This window comes from Clostridium sp. 16K-1-R1 (genome assembly GCF_023921145.1).
Taxonomy (GTDB): domain Bacteria; phylum Bacillota; class Clostridia; order Clostridiales; family Clostridiaceae; genus Sarcina; species Sarcina perfringens.
This window is the reverse complement of sequence record NZ_CP046515.1, coordinates 3,194,994-3,213,498: the sequence shown is the minus strand read 5'-3', so window position 1 is coordinate 3,213,498 and position 18,505 is coordinate 3,194,994. Positions and strand designations below refer to the sequence as shown.

General features: G+C 26.9%; 23 protein-coding genes. 18 read left to right on the top strand and 5 right to left on the bottom strand.

Annotated elements, in window-relative coordinates; genetic code table 11:
- Positions 1-198: 198 nt before the first annotated feature.
- On the top strand, positions 199-1,251 hold the full coding sequence (locus GOM42_RS14530; protein ID WP_011591185.1) for a M23 family metallopeptidase: 1,053 nt from the start codon (positions 199-201) through the stop codon (positions 1,249-1,251).
- 2 nt (positions 1,252-1,253) lie between these two features.
- Here the strand turns inward: GOM42_RS14530 and GOM42_RS14525 are convergent, their stop codons facing one another.
- The 4 genes from GOM42_RS14525 to GOM42_RS14510 form a co-directional block, all read right to left on the bottom strand.
- Positions 1,254-2,450 (bottom strand): S8 family serine peptidase, encoded by a 1,197-nt coding sequence (locus GOM42_RS14525; RefSeq protein WP_004456928.1) that lies wholly within the window; start codon positions 2,448-2,450, stop codon positions 1,254-1,256.
- A gap of 66 nt (positions 2,451-2,516) precedes the next feature.
- Entirely contained in the window at positions 2,517-2,948 is a 432-nt protein-coding gene (locus GOM42_RS14520) for a DMT family transporter (RefSeq protein ID WP_003456757.1), read from the bottom strand.
- A gap of 55 nt (positions 2,949-3,003) precedes the next feature.
- Positions 3,004-3,483 carry a dUTP diphosphatase gene (locus tag GOM42_RS14515; protein WP_003456877.1) on the bottom strand — a complete coding sequence of 160 codons (480 nt, stop codon included), beginning with the start codon at positions 3,481-3,483 and terminating at the stop codon, positions 3,004-3,006.
- 194 nt (positions 3,484-3,677) lie between these two features.
- A complete protein-coding gene (locus GOM42_RS14510; protein WP_003456860.1) occupies positions 3,678-4,223 on the bottom strand; it encodes a 2'-5' RNA ligase family protein in 546 nt (181 codons plus the stop codon).
- A 339-nt stretch (positions 4,224-4,562) separates the two neighbouring features.
- Here GOM42_RS14510 and GOM42_RS14505 point away from each other — a divergent pair, with 339 nt between their 5' ends.
- The 8 genes from GOM42_RS14505 to GOM42_RS14470 all read left to right on the top strand — a co-directional run bounded on the left by GOM42_RS14505 (position 4,563) and on the right by GOM42_RS14470 (position 11,331).
- The gene (locus tag GOM42_RS14505; RefSeq protein ID WP_003456772.1) at positions 4,563-5,816 is read left to right on the top strand and encodes a UDP-N-acetylglucosamine 1-carboxyvinyltransferase; all 1,254 of its coding nucleotides are present in this window, start codon (positions 4,563-4,565) and stop codon (positions 5,814-5,816) included.
- 22 nt (positions 5,817-5,838) lie between these two features.
- Entirely contained in the window at positions 5,839-6,630 is a 792-nt protein-coding gene (locus GOM42_RS14500) for an MBL fold metallo-hydrolase (RefSeq protein WP_003456755.1), read from the top strand.
- 15 nt (positions 6,631-6,645) lie between these two features.
- Positions 6,646-7,200, top strand: coding sequence for a GerMN domain-containing protein (locus GOM42_RS14495; protein ID WP_003456832.1), 555 nt, complete (start codon positions 6,646-6,648; stop codon positions 7,198-7,200).
- Positions 7,201-7,343: 143 nt separating this feature from the next.
- A complete protein-coding gene (locus GOM42_RS14490) occupies positions 7,344-7,844 on the top strand; it encodes an SEC-C metal-binding domain-containing protein (protein ID WP_003456869.1) in 501 nt (166 codons plus the stop codon).
- A 106-nt stretch (positions 7,845-7,950) separates the two neighbouring features.
- Positions 7,951-8,592: a lactate utilization protein gene (locus GOM42_RS14485; protein ID WP_003456852.1), complete on the top strand. Its 642-nt coding sequence runs from the start codon at positions 7,951-7,953 to the stop codon at positions 8,590-8,592.
- A gap of 228 nt (positions 8,593-8,820) precedes the next feature.
- Positions 8,821-9,192 (top strand): HsmA family protein, encoded by a 372-nt coding sequence (locus GOM42_RS14480; protein ID WP_003456677.1) that lies wholly within the window; start codon positions 8,821-8,823, stop codon positions 9,190-9,192.
- Positions 9,193-9,437: 245 nt separating this feature from the next.
- Positions 9,438-9,917 carry a 23S rRNA (pseudouridine(1915)-N(3))-methyltransferase RlmH gene (gene rlmH, locus GOM42_RS14475; RefSeq protein ID WP_003456814.1) on the top strand — a complete coding sequence of 160 codons (480 nt, stop codon included), beginning with the start codon at positions 9,438-9,440 and terminating at the stop codon, positions 9,915-9,917.
- 259 nt (positions 9,918-10,176) lie between these two features.
- On the top strand, positions 10,177-11,331 hold the full coding sequence (locus GOM42_RS14470; protein ID WP_198614190.1) for a DNA cytosine methyltransferase: 1,155 nt from the start codon (positions 10,177-10,179) through the stop codon (positions 11,329-11,331).
- A gap of 13 nt (positions 11,332-11,344) precedes the next feature.
- On the opposite strand, the gene GOM42_RS14465 is transcribed toward GOM42_RS14470, so the two are convergent.
- Positions 11,345-12,958 carry a hypothetical protein gene (locus GOM42_RS14465; RefSeq protein WP_198614189.1) on the bottom strand — a complete coding sequence of 538 codons (1,614 nt, stop codon included), beginning with the start codon at positions 12,956-12,958 and terminating at the stop codon, positions 11,345-11,347.
- A 132-nt stretch (positions 12,959-13,090) separates the two neighbouring features.
- On the opposite strand from GOM42_RS14465, the gene GOM42_RS14460 reads away from it, so the two are divergent.
- From GOM42_RS14460 to GOM42_RS14420, 9 genes are all read left to right on the top strand, one after another.
- Positions 13,091-13,414, top strand: a complete 324-nt coding sequence (locus tag GOM42_RS14460) for a hypothetical protein (RefSeq protein ID WP_198614188.1) — start codon at positions 13,091-13,093, stop codon at positions 13,412-13,414.
- Between the two features lie 65 nt (positions 13,415-13,479).
- Positions 13,480-13,818 (top strand): hypothetical protein, encoded by a 339-nt coding sequence (locus GOM42_RS14455; protein WP_164812311.1) that lies wholly within the window; start codon positions 13,480-13,482, stop codon positions 13,816-13,818.
- A 12-nt stretch (positions 13,819-13,830) separates the two neighbouring features.
- The gene (locus GOM42_RS14450) at positions 13,831-14,130 is read left to right on the top strand and encodes a hypothetical protein (RefSeq protein ID WP_164812310.1); all 300 of its coding nucleotides are present in this window, start codon (positions 13,831-13,833) and stop codon (positions 14,128-14,130) included.
- Between the two features lie 57 nt (positions 14,131-14,187).
- Entirely contained in the window at positions 14,188-14,493 is a 306-nt protein-coding gene (locus tag GOM42_RS14445; RefSeq protein ID WP_110077529.1) for a DUF960 family protein, read from the top strand.
- An 11-nt stretch (positions 14,494-14,504) separates the two neighbouring features.
- Positions 14,505-14,861 (top strand): hypothetical protein, encoded by a 357-nt coding sequence (locus GOM42_RS14440; RefSeq protein WP_061429365.1) that lies wholly within the window; start codon positions 14,505-14,507, stop codon positions 14,859-14,861.
- A gap of 675 nt (positions 14,862-15,536) precedes the next feature.
- A complete protein-coding gene (locus tag GOM42_RS14435; RefSeq protein ID WP_061429357.1) occupies positions 15,537-15,800 on the top strand; it encodes a Mor transcription activator family protein in 264 nt (87 codons plus the stop codon).
- Between the two features lie 27 nt (positions 15,801-15,827).
- Positions 15,828-16,130, top strand: a complete 303-nt coding sequence (locus GOM42_RS14430; RefSeq protein WP_075809822.1) for a hypothetical protein — start codon at positions 15,828-15,830, stop codon at positions 16,128-16,130.
- Positions 16,131-16,154: 24 nt separating this feature from the next.
- Positions 16,155-17,015: a hypothetical protein gene (locus tag GOM42_RS14425; RefSeq protein WP_198614187.1), complete on the top strand. Its 861-nt coding sequence runs from the start codon at positions 16,155-16,157 to the stop codon at positions 17,013-17,015.
- Between the two features lie 142 nt (positions 17,016-17,157).
- Complete coding sequence (locus GOM42_RS14420) at positions 17,158-18,333, top strand: hypothetical protein (protein ID WP_198614186.1); 1,176 nt, start codon at positions 17,158-17,160, stop codon at positions 18,331-18,333.
- Positions 18,334-18,505 lie beyond the last annotated feature (172 nt).

Sequence of the window (18,505 nt, the reverse complement as noted above, 5' to 3'; positions counted from 1 at the left end):
TCTAAATTTTAAAATGTATATAAATAAAAAATAGACTATGTTTAATTATATCAAAGTGTCTTTTCTATAACAATAAAGGAGGCTTCTATAAATTGCAAAAAATATTTTATTTACATGAATAATTTTTTGTTAAGTGGGAACATTAATTTACGTGTTTAAATTTATACTAAAATTTTTATTAAAAGGAGAATTATGAATATGAGTATTTCAGAGGGTGAGGGGAGAAACTTTATTAAAGTTTTTCTAATTACCTTAATTATTTTATTTTGTACAGTTAAAACTAATGTTTTTGCTAACTCTTTATATCAAAGATGGGGAAGTGAAAAACTTATTTTTGTAAATATGCCTTGTATGGCTAATGTTTATGTGGAGGCTTATGAATTATCTCTAAATAACAAAGGTATAGGGTATATAGGAAATCCTGATACAGTTGAAACTGTTTTAAATAAAATAAAACAAACATACATAGATAAGGCTTCTGAAAAGGGAGTTTTAGTTAAAGAAGTAAATTTTGATACAAAAATAGATTTAAAAAAGAAAATGATTCAATCTAAAGATTTAAGTTCAGTAGAGGATATAACTTCAAAGATAATGCTTGCTAATGATATTTTAGAAGAGTCATTACTAGATGTAACTATTGAAGCTGAAATTGATGAAGTGGCATCAATAGAGCCAGCAGTTGAAGTTATAAAACTAGAAGACAAGTATTTAGGAGAAAATACTATTAAAGAAGGAAAATGGGGAGAGAAAAAGGTTAAAAAGAAAGTAACATTTGTAAATGGAAAAGAATCAGAAAGTGAAATAATATCTGAATCAGTTTTGAAAGAAGCTGAGAGTACAAAAATATATAAGGGAATAAAAAATCCAATTAACTCTAATATGGCATTTTTAACTCATCCAACTAGAGGAGGAGTTATAACATCTGTCTTTGGAGAAAAGAGTAGAGGAGGCCATAGAGGGGTTGATATAGCGGTTCCTAGTGGAACACCAATAGGAGCTGCTTTTGATGGTGTAGTAAGTTTTGTTGGATATGACGACATATATGGCAATATGGTTAAGATAAAACACGATGATAATACAGAAACTCTCTACGCTCATGCTAGTTATATATTAACTGAGCTTGGAAAAGAAGTGAAAAAAGGTGAGACTATTGCCAAAGTTGGTAGTACTGGAAGAAGTACGGGGCCTCACCTGCATTTAGAACTTATATATAAGGGTAATCCTATTAATCCTGTAGATTATATAAGTTAGTTTTAAATATTTTCAAGTAAAAAAGATAAATCTATGACTCCTTCTCCAACAGAATCAGAAGGTAGTTCATATTTATTATTAGAAGCTATTTTTAATAAAGAACATAAATCTTTGTAATTTAGTTCTGGCTTGGCCTCTAAAAGTAGTGCACATACTCCAGATATGTAGGCACAGGCTAAGGAGGTTCCTTGAAAGACTGTGTAACTACTATCTAATTTATGAGGATATAGTTTTATTCCATTTCTTTCAGAAATATATTTTTTATCTGAGTTTAAGCACATTATATTAGCACAGGCTGCACAAAAATCTGGTTTTTTCACATTAGAATTTCCAGATGAAGAAAATTTAAAAGTTGTTGTTGGTGTCTTTGTAGAATCTATACCACCAACTGTTATACACCAAGGAGATAATGCTAAGCCTTGAATAGTGTTATCTCCTTCTATACTTCCAGAAGGGACAACAGGAATAATATTTTTACTAACTGCTAACTTAAAAAGTTCGTTAAAGTAATCTGATATTTTAATATTATGGCTAGTAAGTTCAAAAGGTAAACATAAAACTCTTATAGGATTATTCTCTTGATTTATAAGAGTTTCAATGGCGAAAAGTATATCTGAAACATAGCCCTTTCCATTAGCATCAAAGGCCTTTATACAAGATATTTTGGTGTTTTCTGCAATTCCTCTAAAAACAAGCTTTGATGAATATCCACTTCCACATATAATCCCACTTAAAGCAGTTCCATGTCCATTATCATCATAAGGATAAGAATAGTTGTTTAATAAATCTAAAAACATATCTATTTTGTTTGTAGGATTTGTTAGATCTTGATGAGGATAGACTCCACTATCAATTAAACCAATAGATACATTCTTGCCAGTAAAATTAAAAGATTTATTGGTGGCAATTCTATTAGCAGTACCTATACTAAGCCCACAAAGTATAGCATGGTCATCAAAAGAAATAAATTCTACCTCAGGATATTCAATTAACCTATTAATAGCTTTTGGTGTAAGAATAGCGCAAATCAAATTTAATGACTTAATTTCTCTTATAACAATACCTCTAAGCTTAGGTATTTTCTTTGTTATATCTTCCATAAATTTTTTGCATTTTATAAGAACTCTATAATTCGTATAATAAGAGCGATTTATATAAATTTTTAGATTGCTATCCAATTTTTGTTTTATTGAAAACATAATAAATACTCCCATATTATTTATTATTTTATAATATATGAATGGGAGTATGATTTTGACAATGTATTAACTTTTCCATTTAAAAATGATAATTCCAACTATCATTAATATTATTCCTAAATAATTATGGGCAGCAAATCTGATTTTTTCACTATCAAAAAGGGCAAAAGCATCTATTATTCCTGCTGTTAAGAGTTGGGATATTAAGATTATTGATATACCAAAGGTTGGTCCTAAGGTTCCTACAGCAGCCATAACAGTATAGGTTATAACAACACCAATTGCTCCTCCTAGTAGATATATTTTGTTTACAGAACGAAGTTCAGAGTAATTACCATTTCTTAGCATAAGCATAATAAGCAGTGCTAAAACAAAAGCAGAACCTTGAACTATGGTATTTGTTTCCCAAACACCTATCTTTTCTGAAACTCTTGTGTTAAAAACTCCTTGGATACTCATTGCTGCTCCAGAAATAATTGCTAAAATAATACCAAGCATAATAAATCACCTCAAGCTTAGTATTTCCACAAATAAAAAAATAACTCTCTAAATTTTAGAGAGCTATCTTACAACAATCATTTTTGAAAAAAATTTCTTCTATTTGATTTATTGAAAAACCTAAGCTTATTCCTAAGCTTATAAAATCTTCAAATAATGTTTTATAGTGATCAATAGATGGAGATATTATTAAGTCATTTACATCTATAAGTAAAGTTAAAAATTGATCGCTTAAACAATAATCATTTGGTTTAACTATTAATTTCTTTAAGCAAGTATAATTTTTATTTAAGCCTATAGTAAGGATTTGTTTTAAACAATCGATATATTTTTCTAAAACTAATTGTTTTGAAACTCTAGATTTATTGCTATCATTCCAATAAATAAAGCATTTTGTTTCATCAGCTAATTCGCTTATTTTAACTTGAAGCGCTAAGTACATTCTAGTTGCAACTTTATAGTCATTTAAATTACTATCGATAACAAGTTCCTTGTTAAACTTATCTTGTTGAATAAAAAAATTATCTAACTCCATGAGTATATCCCCCTATCTTCTTAAGCAAAAAATGCTTACTAGTTAATTTTACAGAATCTTTTCACAATTGAAAAGGAGCGAAAACGAATACAAATCTAAAAAGTTACGAAATGTTAATTTACAATTATTTTAACCTAAGTTAATTGAATATATGTCATATAAATATTAATATAAATAGACACAATATAAATTATTTAGTAATTTCTTAGATCGTATGATTTTACAGGGATTTCTCTTTTGTTATTTTGAAATCTCCAAAGTTCTATTTTAGAAATTTTTAATATGTTCTTTTGAGAAGATTCTCTTAAGTTAAAAACAGTAGGTTGCGTATTATTCTTTTTATGATTTTCTTTAAAGTTAGGGTTGTTTATAGGTATGTATAGAGGAGAGTCAACACGCTCCCTAACATTAAAACCATGTAACTTTAACATATCATTGAATAATCTATGAATTTTTTTAATATAACCTTTGTTTTCGATTTGTAAGTTTAGAGCTTTATTAGTACTTTCATTAAACTCAGCACTACCAGTTAACTCTATCTTAAATTTCTTATAAGGTTTAATTAATTTAAGGACCACTTCATCTAGTTTATCTAGATTGGGGTTATCAATTGTTTCAAGAGGAATGTGTAAACTTATATGATTTCTTGGTAATTTGTATTTTCTTAATAAACCTCTTTGAATTGATTCAAGGGATTTACAAGACTCCTCATCAAACAATGCTACTAAATAATATTTCATAACAAAACCTCTCTTGAATATTAGTTTGTTCCAAATAAATACAAACTTTGTTATAAATTATAACATATAGAATTTTTAAAAAAAATAATAAGAGAGAAATTTCAGAATAAAAAGTATTTTTAGACAATATAAATTGGGTAAATTTTAAAAGTAAACAATAAAAAAAATCTTTAAATATTAGCTTATTATGATATAATGAAAATTATGAGTAATACTTTAAATTTCACGGTTTAGCCAGTTTAAATATGGTTAATCGAAATAAAAATTTTAACTAAACAAGAATAAAAAAGAAGAAAATGGTAATTGTATACATATAAAAAATTAGCAAGGGTGAATTGTATGAATAGATTAATTATAAATGGCGGTAAAGCTTTAAAGGGATCTATAGAAATAAACGGAGCTAAAAATGCTGCCGTAGCTATATTACCGGCAGCTATACTAGCTAGCAAAGGTGAATGTATTATTGATAATGTACCAGATATAGCTGATGTACATTGCTTAGAGAGAATAATTAGATCATTAGGATGTAATGTTGAAAAATTGGATAATAACACATTAAAGATAAATGCTGAAGAAATAAAAACTGTAGAAGCTTGTGGAAATGATGTAAGAAAAATGAGAGCTTCTTATTATTTCATAGGAGCACTTTTAGCACGTTTTAAAGAGGCTAAAGTTGAACTTCCAGGAGGTTGTCCAATAGGAGTTAGACCTATTGACCAACATATAAAAGGATTTGAAGCACTAGGAGCTAAGGTTTCAATAGAGCATGGTGCTGTAAATATAATGGCAGAAAAATTAATAGGAACAAATATATTCTTTGACGTAGTAAGTGTTGGAGCTACTATAAACCTTATGATAGCGGCAACTTTAGCAGAAGGAACTACAGTGTTAGAAAATGCTGCAAGAGAGCCACACGTAGTAGACGTAGCAAACTTTTTAAATGCTATGGGAGCTAATGTTAAAGGGGCAGGGACGGATGTCATAAGAATCAAAGGTGTTAAGGAATTAAAAGGCTGTAATTATAGTGTTGTACCTGATCAAATAGAAGCAGGAACATTTATGATAGCAGCGGCAGCTACAAGAGGAGACGTAACAATTCAAAATGTTATACCAAAGCACTTAGAATCAATTTCAGCTAAGCTTTTAGAAATGGGAGCTAAAGTAGAAGAGGGAGACGATAGTGTTAGAGTTTATGTTGATGGAGATTTAAAAGGAGTAAATTTAAAAACTGCTCCATATCCAGGATTCCCAACAGACGTTCAACAACCAATGTGTACTCTACTATCTACAGCTAAAGGTAGAAGTATAATAGTTGAAACTATATGGGAAAATAGACATAAGCATGTAGATGAACTTAAAAAAATGGGAGCTACTATAAAAGTTGAAGGAAGATCAGCTATTATAGATGGTGTAGATAGACTTACAGGGGCTGTTGTTAAGGCTACTGACTTAAGAGCAGGAGCTGCAATGGTTATCGCAGGTTTAATTTCTGATGGAGTTACAGAAATAACAAGTATTGAACACATAGATAGAGGATACCCTCATATAGAAGAAAAGTTCAGAATGCTTGGTGCTGATATAGTCAGAAAATAAGAACAATAAATGGGGGAAATATATGATTTTTTGTTCACTATATAGTGGAAGCAGTGGTAATAGCATATTAGTAGGTTCAGAAAAAACTAAAATACTAATTGATGCAGGATTATCAGGCAAAAAAATAATAGATGGTTTACAAGAAGTAGGTCAAAATCCAAATGAGATTGATGGTATTTTCATAACCCATGAGCATAGTGACCATATAAAAGGAGCAGGTATATTATCAAGAAAATTTAATATACCTATATATGCAAATGAGCTTACTTGGAAAGCCATGGAGAAATCCCTAGGAAAAATAAAAGAAGAAAATATAAAAATTATGCCTAAGAGAAGCACCATGAGTTTAAATGATTTAGATATAACATCTTTTAATACTCCACACGATTCTGTGGCTTCAACAGGTTATACTATAAAGCACAAAGGAAAAAGTGCAAGTATTGCGACTGATATTGGAACATTTACAGAGGAAATATTAAGAAATATTAGAGAATCTGAAGTTATTTTATTAGAATCAAATCATGATGTACAGATGGTTAAGTTTGGACCATACCCTTATGAACTAAAAAGAAGGGTACTTAGTGAGGTTGGACATTTATCTAATGAAGATTGCGGAAAAGCTATCGTTGATATAATGAAGCATGATAAGCATAGAAAAATAATATTAGGTCATTTAAGCAATACTAATAATGTGCCAGAATTAGCTGAACAAGCTGTTATTAATGTATTAAATGCACATAAAATTAACATAGGGAAAGATTTAGAGCTTAAGTTAGCAGATAGACATAAACCAAGTAGTTATATAAGTTTTTAAGTAAGGGGAATTTATATGAAAAAAGGGATGATTTTATTAATTCTATCATCTTTTTTGTTAGTTGGATGTGACAGCATAAAAATGGATAAGTTAGCAGCTAACAATAATGAGAGGGTAAAAACAATAGCTAATGATTTAATAGGAGATATTGATTTATCTTTATACTTTGATGGAACTAAGGATGAACAGAATCCTAAAATAGAGCAACAAGAAATACTTGTTGATGGTGATGAAATTTTAGGGCAGTATTTAATACAAGCTCTTATTCAAGGGCCATCTCAAAAGGGAAGTTTAGCTCCTATATTACCTAAGGATACTAAATTATTATCTTTTGATATAAAAGATGATATTGCAATCATAAATTTAAGCAAGGAAGCTATTGTAAATATGAGTGCAACTAAAGAACAGGCAACCTTAGAAGGTATAATAGCTACAATAACCCAAATACCAAGTATTAATAAGATTAATATACTTGTTGATAATCAAATGGTTGATTCATTAGGTGGTAATTTTGACATTAGTAAACCTTTCGGAAAAGAAGATATACCTAATTTAAAGATAAATAATTAGGGAATTTGTAAAAATGTAAACAAATAATTTCATATGTATTAAAAATATATATTTTATATGTTTATTAATTAGTAAAATATTGAAATATATTGTCTAAATTATTATAATTTTGATATAAAGTTGATTAAAAAGGAGAAGGAAGTATGAGTTTATATAAGCAATGGACAGACATGGTTGTAGAATATGTTAAGGTTAAGGGAGAAGCTGCATTCTGGAAAGAATATAGTGATGTAGAAACTAAAATATACAAAGATTTATTAGCTAATCACAAAGAAGTTAAGAAAGCTACAATTGCAGATTTAGCTAAAGAATACGGTACAACAGAAGAGTTTGTAATGGGATTCGTAGATGGAATAAACGATAGTTTAAAAACTCCATATGACTTAGAAAAAGTTGAAAGCAATACAGAATTATCATTTGATATAGACTTTGAAAATTTATACTACAATATGTTAGATGCAAAAGCAGATTACTTATTTAACTTACCTCAATGGGATGCTATATTCTCAGGAGAAAAGAGAAGAGAAATCCAATTCAGATACAGAGATTCAAAAACTGTAAGAAATGAAGAAGTTAAAGTTGGAAGAAATGAACCATGTCCATGTGGAAGTGGAAAGAAATATAAAAAGTGTTGTGGAAAATAATTAATTTTTTGAATAGGTAGACTTAGTCTACCTATTTTTTATGTGCTTTTTTAAGATTTTAATATGATATAATTTAAGTATTAATTATTTTGGGGGAGTTTATATTATGGATAAGAATGTTATGTGGTTAAGAGAATGTAGAATTAATAAAGTTATAAAAGCTTTAGAAGAAAATAATATGAATGGCTATTTAGTAAATTCAAAAGAAGAACTTATAAGTAAGATAGAAGAATTAACTAATAGTGGAGATATAGTAGCGTGCGGAGGCTCTATGTCCTTATTTGAAGCTGGAGTTATAGATCATCTTAGAAGTGGAAGATATGAATTTTTAGATAGATATAAAGAGGGGTTAAAACCTGAAGATATAAAAAAGATATACAGAGGTGCCTTTTCATCAGATGTATATTTCACAAGTACAAATGCAATTACTGAAGAGGGTGAAATATATAATGTTGATGGTAATGGAAACAGAGTAGCAGCAATGCTTTATGGACCAGATAAGGTCATAATTGTAGCAGGATATAATAAAATTGTTGAAAATTTAAGTGAAGCTATACAAAGAAATAGAAGGATTTCAGCTCCTGCTAATGCAAAAAGACTAAATAAGAAAACACCTTGTGCTAAGGTGGGAAATTGCATGGATTGTAAGAGTCCAGAAAAGATATGTAGAGAGTATACTTTGATTAGAAGTCAAAGTAATTCAAATAGAATACATGTAATATTCTTAAATGAAGAATTAGGATATTAAAATTTACAAGTAAGGACATGTAAAAATGTTCTTACTTTTTTTATAAATCTGAATTTGATAAAGAATGATAATTTGTAAATAATTATTATTAAATGTATTGCTTTGCAATTATTAAATTTTGAAAATTAATAAAGTCTTTTTATTAAGAAATTAATATTACTAAATTGTAAGTAGAATACAATGGTATTATAATATGAACATGGTTCAAATAAAAAGGAGATGAAAGTAATGTCAAAAGAATTAATTATAGCAATAATATTTATGAATTTAGCACTATTATTTTATAGTATAGGTGTTTGGTCTGAAAAGATTCAAAAAACTTTAAAACCATGGCACTTAGCATTTTTCTACTTAGGTCTAATTTGTGATACTACAGGAACTGGAGCTATGGAAAAAATAGCTGGGGGAATAAACTTTAGTTTCCACACAATAACAGGTGGAGCAGCATTAATATTAATGTTAGTACATGCTATCTGGGCAACTGTAGTTTTAGTAAAGAAAGATAAAAATATGATAGCTAAATTCCACAAGTTTAGTATAATTGTTTGGATAATTTGGTTAATACCATTCTTTACAGGAGCTGCAATGCATATGCTATAAAAAGTTTAAAAGACTATGTAAGAATATATCTTGCATAGTCTTTTTTATATATAAAAATTAATATTTTAGTTTTAAAATATTATGGTATTTAAAATTTATTAAGACCATGTACTAAAAATTAATAACTCATTTATATATCTCACTAATTATGAATTATTAATAAGAGGTATAAGGTGTTTTATAGGATTACTAAGAGCTTTACTTTATGGTAATATTATTGGTAGTTAAAACTAGGAGGTCGAAAGATGAATATAACAGTTATTTCAGTAGGGAAACTAAAGGAGAAGTATTTAAAGCAAGCTATAGATGAGTATTCAAAGAGATTAAGTAGATATTGCAAATTAGAAATAATAGAACTTCCTGATGAGAAAACACCAGATAATGCTTCAGAAAAAGAGGAGCTTCAAATAAAAGAAAAAGAAGGTAAGTTAATACTTTCAAAAATAAAGGATAATATGCATGTAATTGCTATGGATTTAAAAGGTAATGAAATAACTTCTGAGAAATTTTCAAAGTATATAGAGAATTGTGGAGTTATGGGAAATTCAAATATTACCTTTGTAATTGGAGGAAGCCTTGGTTTATCACAAGAAGTAATAAAAAGAGCTGATTACAAATTATGCTTTTCAAAAATGACATTTCCCCATCAATTATTTAGAGTAATGTTATTAGAACAAGTTTATAGAGCATTTAGAATTATGAAGAATGAACCGTACCATAAATAACGGAGGTTTTTACTAATTTTGGATGGTTAAAATATATTATAATTTCATGGAAAAGAAAAAGTATTTAAAATACTTTTTCTTTTTTATATTTAGTAAGTCATGAATAATATTGTGAACTTTGATTTAAAGTAAGTATATGATTCTGAATTAGGATTAAATTATTATATAGAAAATATAACTTAAAAAATAAAAAAATTTCACTAAAAATGCAGCAAATTTTGGAAGTGTGTGATATAATTTTTAAGAGGTGATTAATATTATGATTTTTAGAAAAGGAGAACTGTTTTGCGGTCCAGGAGGGTTAGCTTTAGGAGCTAAAAATGCAACTGTTAGCAATGGAAAAGAAAAATTTATAGTTGAACATGCTTGGGCAAATGACATTGATTATGCTGCTTGTAGAACCTTTGCTAAAAATATATGCAATTCAGATGAAGAAGCTATCATTACAAATGAAGATGAAATAAATAAGGAGAAAACTATTATATGTAAAGATATAAGAAAATTAGATATAAGTAAATTACCTCCTATTGATGCATTTACATTTGGATTTCCTTGTAATGATTTTAGTATTGTAGGTGAACAAAAAGGATTTAAAGGTGAGTATGGACCTTTATATACATATGGAGTTAAAGTTTTAAATGAACACAAACCTAAATGGTTTTTAGCTGAAAATGTTGGAGGACTTCAAAGTGCAAATGAAGGATTAGCTTTTAAAAAAATAATTGAAGATTTAGCAAGTGTAGGAGCTGATGAATTTGGTGGATATGAAATAGTACCACATTTATATAAATTTGAAGAATATGGAGTTCCACAAGCAAGACATAGAGTTATTATAGTAGGAATAAGAAAAGATTTAGGATTACATTATAAAGTTCCAGCACCTATAACAAAAGAAAAAAGTAAATATAAAAGTTCAAAGTGGGCATTTGAGGTAGGTTGCTATAATGAGGGAAATGTAATCAATGCTGAATATAATAATGAAAGAACTAAACATCCAGAATTAACAATTAAAAGACTAGAGGCTATTCCAGCAGGACAAAATGCTTGGTATGAAGGAATACCAGAAGAATTAAGATTAAATGTAAAAGGGGCTAAATTAAGCAATATATATAAAAGATTAGACCCGAATATACCTGCATATACAGTAACTGGAAGTGGTGGTGGTGGAACACATATGTATCATTATGATGAGCCACGAGCATTAACTAATAGAGAAAGAGCAAGGTTACAATCATTCCCAGATGATTATAATTTTCAAGGGAAAAAAGAGGAAGTAAGAAAACAAATAGGAATGGCAGTACCACCAATCGGTGCAAAAATAATTATTGAAGCTATTCTTAAGACATTCGCAGGTATAGAGTATCCATATATAGAACCTAAGTGGGATATTGATGAAATAAGAGACATTACTTAATGAATGTCTCTTATTATAATTTATCTGATATTTGATTAAATGAAGTATAAGTATTGTTATCGATTAGTTTTAAAAATAGTCTTATTCTATTTTCAACAACAATATCATTTTCTATACAGTAATCTAAAAATGCCAATAGAGTTTTAACATTAATCATAATACCATGTATATTTCCATTGGAGGACTTATTAGAGATTTTTGATAAATTTGATAAACCTCCTATATTACTACAAGTAACATAACCAAAAAATTTTAAAGCACATCCATCATAATTCACATAATTAGGAATGTATTCTGATATCATATGAGATGCTAATGTAGATGATAGTGTGAATTTTTCTTTATAATTTTTAGCGTCTATTATACCACAGAAGTTATTATTATATTTTAATAATATATCTATTTCAGTTCTTTTACCAGATACTTTTGGATGCATTATTACATTAAATCCTATTTGTTCAAATATTCTACCTATTTTATTTTCAAATTCTAAATTATCTGACTCATTCAATACTTCTTTTATGAACTTTTTATCTAAGTTTTTCATAATAGAATTGGAGGTAAGATATTCAGATATCTTTTGAGATTCAGCAATAGTAAAAGATGATGAAGAAAGTATCTCTATAATTTTTTCATTAGATAGAGTAGATGGATTTGGATATTTATTTAATAACTTTTCTGCTTTTTTAATTTTTTTATATGAATTTGTAGCTGGTTTTATATTTCCATATCTACTAGCTTTATAAGAATTAATGTCTAATCCATTAACTTCAGCCATTCTTTCTAATGAAAATAAATATCTATTGTTGAAAGGATAACGCATATCATAATAATTTAAGTCTGACAAAACTATTTGAATGTTATTCAATGATATTGATATTTTTGAATCAGAGCCTCTATCATATTGGACTAATCCAGTGTATTCGGCTATAAGCATAAATGTGTGTGCTACATCGGAATGAGCAGTATAAAAATCTCTAGCACCTTTATCTGAACGTTCTCTATGGTCATATTTACTTGAAATTAAAGCTTTATAGTTGTTTTTTTCTTCATTAGAAAATGTTCTAAATTTAATTATTTCATTTATTATATAATTTAAATCTGAGTCATGTTTAGCCGTCATAACAATAAAGGTTATTTCTTCTTTAGTTAAATAGTATGATAGTTGAGAGCTAGTACATAGTCTTATTAAAAACCTTACTGGTAATATTGAAAAATCCGAATCAAATTTAGGTCTAAATCCTTTTTCAAGAAAATAAGAGTTAGGAATTTGTAATGTTAAAATTTGTTTTTTTATATTTTCATATACATTATTTCCATTTAATATTTCAATTGCTACTTTTGTAGGAACTAAAAATCCATTATTATTAGTGTAGCAATAAGCAAAAGTTTTTAGTAATGCAGCCCAAGTTCTTCCGCCAGAACCATCATTACTAATTGAATTTCTTTTAACACCAATATCTATCAAGGCTTGTTCATAATTTTTATGAAGTTGCCTATTTCCAGACCATTTTATAGTAAAATTATTAGTAGCCTGTGCCAATGCCTTTAATGCTTCTTCATGAAAGGAAGGGTCTCTTTCAGGTCTAGTTATAAACCATATTTTACGTAAATTATTATTACTCATATTTAATACCTCTTAAAATTAAAAGTTAATACTTAAATTATAGCTTATTATAAGATAACTAATCAAATTATAGAAAAATATGGTTAACTGAATTTTAACTATAATATAAATATATATTATAATGTAGTATATATGGAGGGTTTATTTATGGATAAAGATAGGATTAAAATAACAAAATTTCTTCAATGGAATGATAGAAATGGATATTACACAGATGAAGAATGTGATTTAGAAGAAGAACCAAGAATGACATATGAAGAGGCGGTTAAATATTTCTTTGGTGTGTTAAATGATGATTTTTACTATAACATAGTAGATAATATTTTTGAGTTAACATATGAAGAAGCAATTAAGTATGCTAAAGATAATGGATTTTACAATAATACATATGAAAAGTTAATGCTATTAGTAGAGAATGAAAATCCAACAGAAGAATTTTATAGAGGTTTAATTTAACAGGCTATTACCTATATTTAGATATGGGTAATAGTCTTTTTTACTTTAGAAAGGAGAAAGAGTTAATGAAGAAAATTTATTTAAAAAAGCAATTAGAAGAGTTAAGTGATTACCTTGTAGAAGTAATTAGAAGTATTTCTGAAATAATAGAGATACTTAATGAAAACTATGGAGAAAACAGAAATGTGGATAAAGATTTAGGAGGATATGTTTTAGTAGTTGAAAGTGTAGAAGATGTTAAAGAACTTAAAAATGGAATGCTGAAAGAAATATTACCAGAATATACAGATGAGATTATATGTAGTGAAGGAGTTAATTATACTTCTTCACTATTTTTGCTTTCAAGTGATTTTTCAGTAGTAGTCATAGCTGATGAAGAACTTTCTAAGTTCATACTAGATTAAGGAGGGGATAGTGTGGCTAAAAAGGTTGAAGATGAAATAATAAAAAGCACTAGATACTGTAATCTTCTAAAACAAGCTAGTCTAAAAGATGAGGATTACACATACTGCATAGAGAAGATTTTTGTTAAGTCTATGAAGCGGTATGAAATAAGATTCGCTGTGTACAAAGATATAGTAAGAGGTGATGATATCTATGTTCCAAGAAGTTTAGATGTAACTGAATTAGAATTAATGGAGTTAATAAAGAAGTCAATTAAAGAGAAAGTATTTTCAGATGATTTCATAGAAATGCTAAAGCAAGAACTAAAATAGCTACTTAATTACAAGAAAAGTAATTAGGTAGCTTTATTTATTTTAAGGAGGATTAAGATGTTTAAGGAAGAGAGCAGATATATAACGAGAGGAGCTAATGAAAAGTTAGATTTAAGATTACAACTTATACTTTGGAGCATGATTGATAAATTGAATGAGAAAGGTAAGGAATTAGACTACTTACAAGTTTTTAAGATAAGAAAATGTGAAGAAGGAATTGTAATTGAACATAGTCAAGAAGTTCCAGAGTATAAAGAAAAGTATGTTATAGATTTAGAAAATATAGAGGTTAATGGAAACATAAAAGTTTTCGTTATAGATGATTATAAATACTCAACTATGATGTTAGCAGAAGAATATTAGGAGGTAATAAGATGAAAGAACTAAGTAAAGAAAAGTCTTTTGAGTATAGTTCTAAGGAACTACTTGGAGTAATGCGTTTTGATTTCTATGATGGAGGGCTTGCTAATCAATGGAATCCTAGAGATTTAATAATCGAGTTAAATGATAAAAAGGAAATAGATTTAAAGAAGTTGCAGAAAGAATTAAACTACATTCAGTTTGATTTAATAAAGAGTTTTGATACTGTAGTAAGTTTTTGTAATGGTAGAGGATATGATAATGAAACATTAGTCTACATAGATTTAGAAGTTGCTAAGTATGTAATCAAATTAGTTCCTGTAAGAGATAGTTACTCATATATTTATACATATTTAAAGGAGGTGAGATAGATGGATATTATAACTGTAATAAAAGTAGTTGGTACTATATTAACAGTTGTTGCTACTTCAATAGAAGCAGTAAATAATAAGTAAAAATATAAGATAAGTTAAAAAAGCTATATAATGATAGAGAGAAATTGAGCAAAAAGCAACAAAAACACATCAGAAAACAGAGATTTTTTAGATAGTGAAGAAAAGTAGCCATTAGATTAAAAAAGCTCAAAAAAGGGCTAAACAAGTTGTTTTTAAATTGAATAAGTAGGCAACCAAAAGTTTTAGGTCACTAATTTACTTAAAAATAAAAAAATTAAAAAGATAAAACATATAAATAATGGAACTTGGAAAGAGGGAACTCGGAACTCTAAAGGAGTGACGGGGGGATAGGGGGGCTAAAGCCTTAATAAAAAATAAATAAAAATAAAAAAATATAATCAGAATAGAGAGAAAAAAAGAATAAAAATAAATAATAAATATATACAATTAATAATAATAATTAAATTATATATAATACCAATAAATAAAATTAAAAGAGTTAATGTTTCTATATTTTAGGAGCATTAACTTTTTTTATATTAAATTTAAAATTAATTTTTAGTAAGTTTTCAATGATTTTTTCAATGAATTATTCGCATGAATAATCATTTTAAAGTAGCTATTATTTTTTATGGGAGGTGAAGTTAATATATGGATATTCAAAAAGAGCATTTTAATGGAGTGTATTCTACTATTTTTGAACATATGGGTGAAAAAGTTACAAGAGAAATACATAGTGTATTTGGAGGTCAACAATTTAATTTTCCTAAGAAATTATACTCTAAAGAATATGTAATTAAATATTTGCAAGAGAATTACAATGGTAAAAATGTAAGAAAATTAGCTAAAGAATTAGATTATTCAGAGAGATGGGTTCAATCAATAATAAATAGAAATAATATTAAAATTAGATAAAAATATTGGAATTATGGAGGTAATTTGATGAATATTTTTGATGCCGGAGGATTAACAGCGTTAATTGCACTTATATTTACATTAATATTAGGAACTGGGTTTTTTATTATAATTAATAATATTTTTGAGATATGGTATTTAGGATTTGGAGCAATGGTTGGTGAGTGGCTTCTATGTTGTGCTGTAGGTGCTTTCATAGTTAATTGGATGAGTGGATTAATTGGAGGAATATTTACAGTATTATGGATTTTGATAAAACTAGCTATAGTTATAGCAGTTTTATTTCTAATAGGTTCTTTTATTTATTCTAAAATTAAAGGGAAGAAATAATTTAATAAAGGGGGAGCTAAGTATATGAATAAGAAAAATAAGTCTATAATAATAGGATTAGTTGTTCTTATACTGTTATTTATAGGAGGAATTATAGGCAAAAGAATTAATGAAGAAAATGCAGTAATAAAGAAAGCAGAAGTAGCTATTAATAATGGTGATTATGATAATGCAAGGGATATATTATATACTGTTGTTGATGGAAATAATAAAAAAATAGATAAATTATGGAATGTGGTTGTTAGTTACCAAAAGGCTCAAAGTTCAGGAGTAGATTCTGGATTGAAATATCTTAATGAAATTGATAGCAGTTATAAAAAATATGATAGATTAAAAGATGATGTAGACAATCTAAAAAAAGAATTGTTAAATGTTAAAAAAATAAGAAAAGAATTTTTAGTAAAAATAGAAGAGGTTAAAAGCTTAATTGAAAAAGGAGAATATGAACAAGCAGAAGAATTAAGTAAAGAAACATCAGAATGGCAATATATAGAACAAGCAGATATAAATACTATGTATGACTTACATGTAAAAGCTAGTGAATTATTATCTAATCAAAGAAAAGATAATTATGCTAAAGAAGAGGCTGAAAGAAAAGAAAAAGAAGCCTTAGAAAAAGAGAAACAAAATAAGTTGAAGATTGAAACAGATGAGAATAACTTTTTAAAAACAGTAGCACAAGAAATGTTAGATAAAATGAATGCTGATAATGGAAATACACGTAATTTCTATGAGCTATCATCAGATTTAAATATAGATGAAACTGGTAAAAAGTATTTTGATGTTGTAGCTAAAGATAAGGATTGGATAAAGTTTGATGATAATACAATATTAGCGAAATATAGATTGTATTCTAATGGAGAGTTAGTAGAAATACAACAATAAAAAAGAGGGTTGAACCTCTTTTTTTTTATTTAGAGTAAATAAAAACACTTGTTTACATGGGAGGTATTACTTTTAGGTAGATATTATTTAATTTAATATTTAAAATATAAGTAAAAATAATTTATACTTATGGAGAATTTTAATGAAAAGAAAAATAGATAAGAATTTAGAATTAGTAAGAGATTATATAGAAAATGAATTAAACAACAATGATGTTATAGAAGAAAGAAAAAAGGAGTTAAGAGTTGTTAATGATTATTACTTCTCTGAATTAACTGGGGAAAAAATATGTGAAAAATATGATATAAGTAGAAGAACATTATACAAGTATAGAGATAGATTTAATAAGATGTTAAGTAATAATTATAGTTATGGGATTTTAAAAAATGGGAATAATAAACTTTATGATTTTCAAAGAAATATGTTAAAAAATACATTAAGTAAATCACCATTTATTAAAGGGTTTAAATATTTAGAATGGAATGAAAATATATTAAGAGAATATATAGAGAAAGAATTCAATTTATCCTATACTAATCAACAATATAAAAAATTTCTTAAAAATATAAATATAGATTATAAAAAACAACTTGATAGTATATGTTTAAACTATGATGACATCATATATGTAGATTTGTTTAATATAAAAACTGAAAATATATCGTATGAAAAAGAGATTATAGCTAAAAGTAAAATATTTCAGATTAAGAAATTATGTTATGATTTTTTAGAGTATTTACAAAAACAGGAAGAGTTGAAAAATAAAATAGAAGAAGAAAAAATTTTAAATTTTATACATAGGAAAGTGAAAGATATAAATAGTAATAGTGATATTATTATAGAAATTTTTAGTGATTATATTTCTTCTAAAGATGAAAAGGTAAAAGAATTAAGAGATAAGATAGAGGAGATTAATAAAAAAAGTTATAGGCTTATTACAAGTAAAAATAAATTAGAAAAGAAATTAGGGTTATACTTAATTACAGGAGTTGGTCAAAATAATAATATTTTATTAGAAAGTTACTCTGGTAGAAATTTTGAGGATAATATATTTAATAAGTTCATAAAAAAATTAAGTAATAATAAGAGTATCATATTAATAGTTAAGGAAGATATTCTTGGAAAATACAAATTAGAGGAATTGATTAGAGATAAAAAAAATATTGATTTGATTTACATTAAGAATAGAGGCAATAGTGAATGTATAAAGAAAATTAAAAATTTATTAGAAAACGAATTTAAAGATAGAACTATAGTATCGAAGAAAAGTTATACTAATGAGATTAAAGAAATAATTAATATGAGTAAAGACTATTAGGAGTGATATGGCTTCTAATAGTCTTTAATTGTATACCGGAAAAAAGTGTTATTTAAAATAGTGAAATTAAATGAAAATTGATGAAATAGTAAGGAATTTAAAGTAAATTTAGGAAAATGGTATTTTATAATATAATCCATTTTCTAGGAAAGTCTTAAGCAATACAAGATTT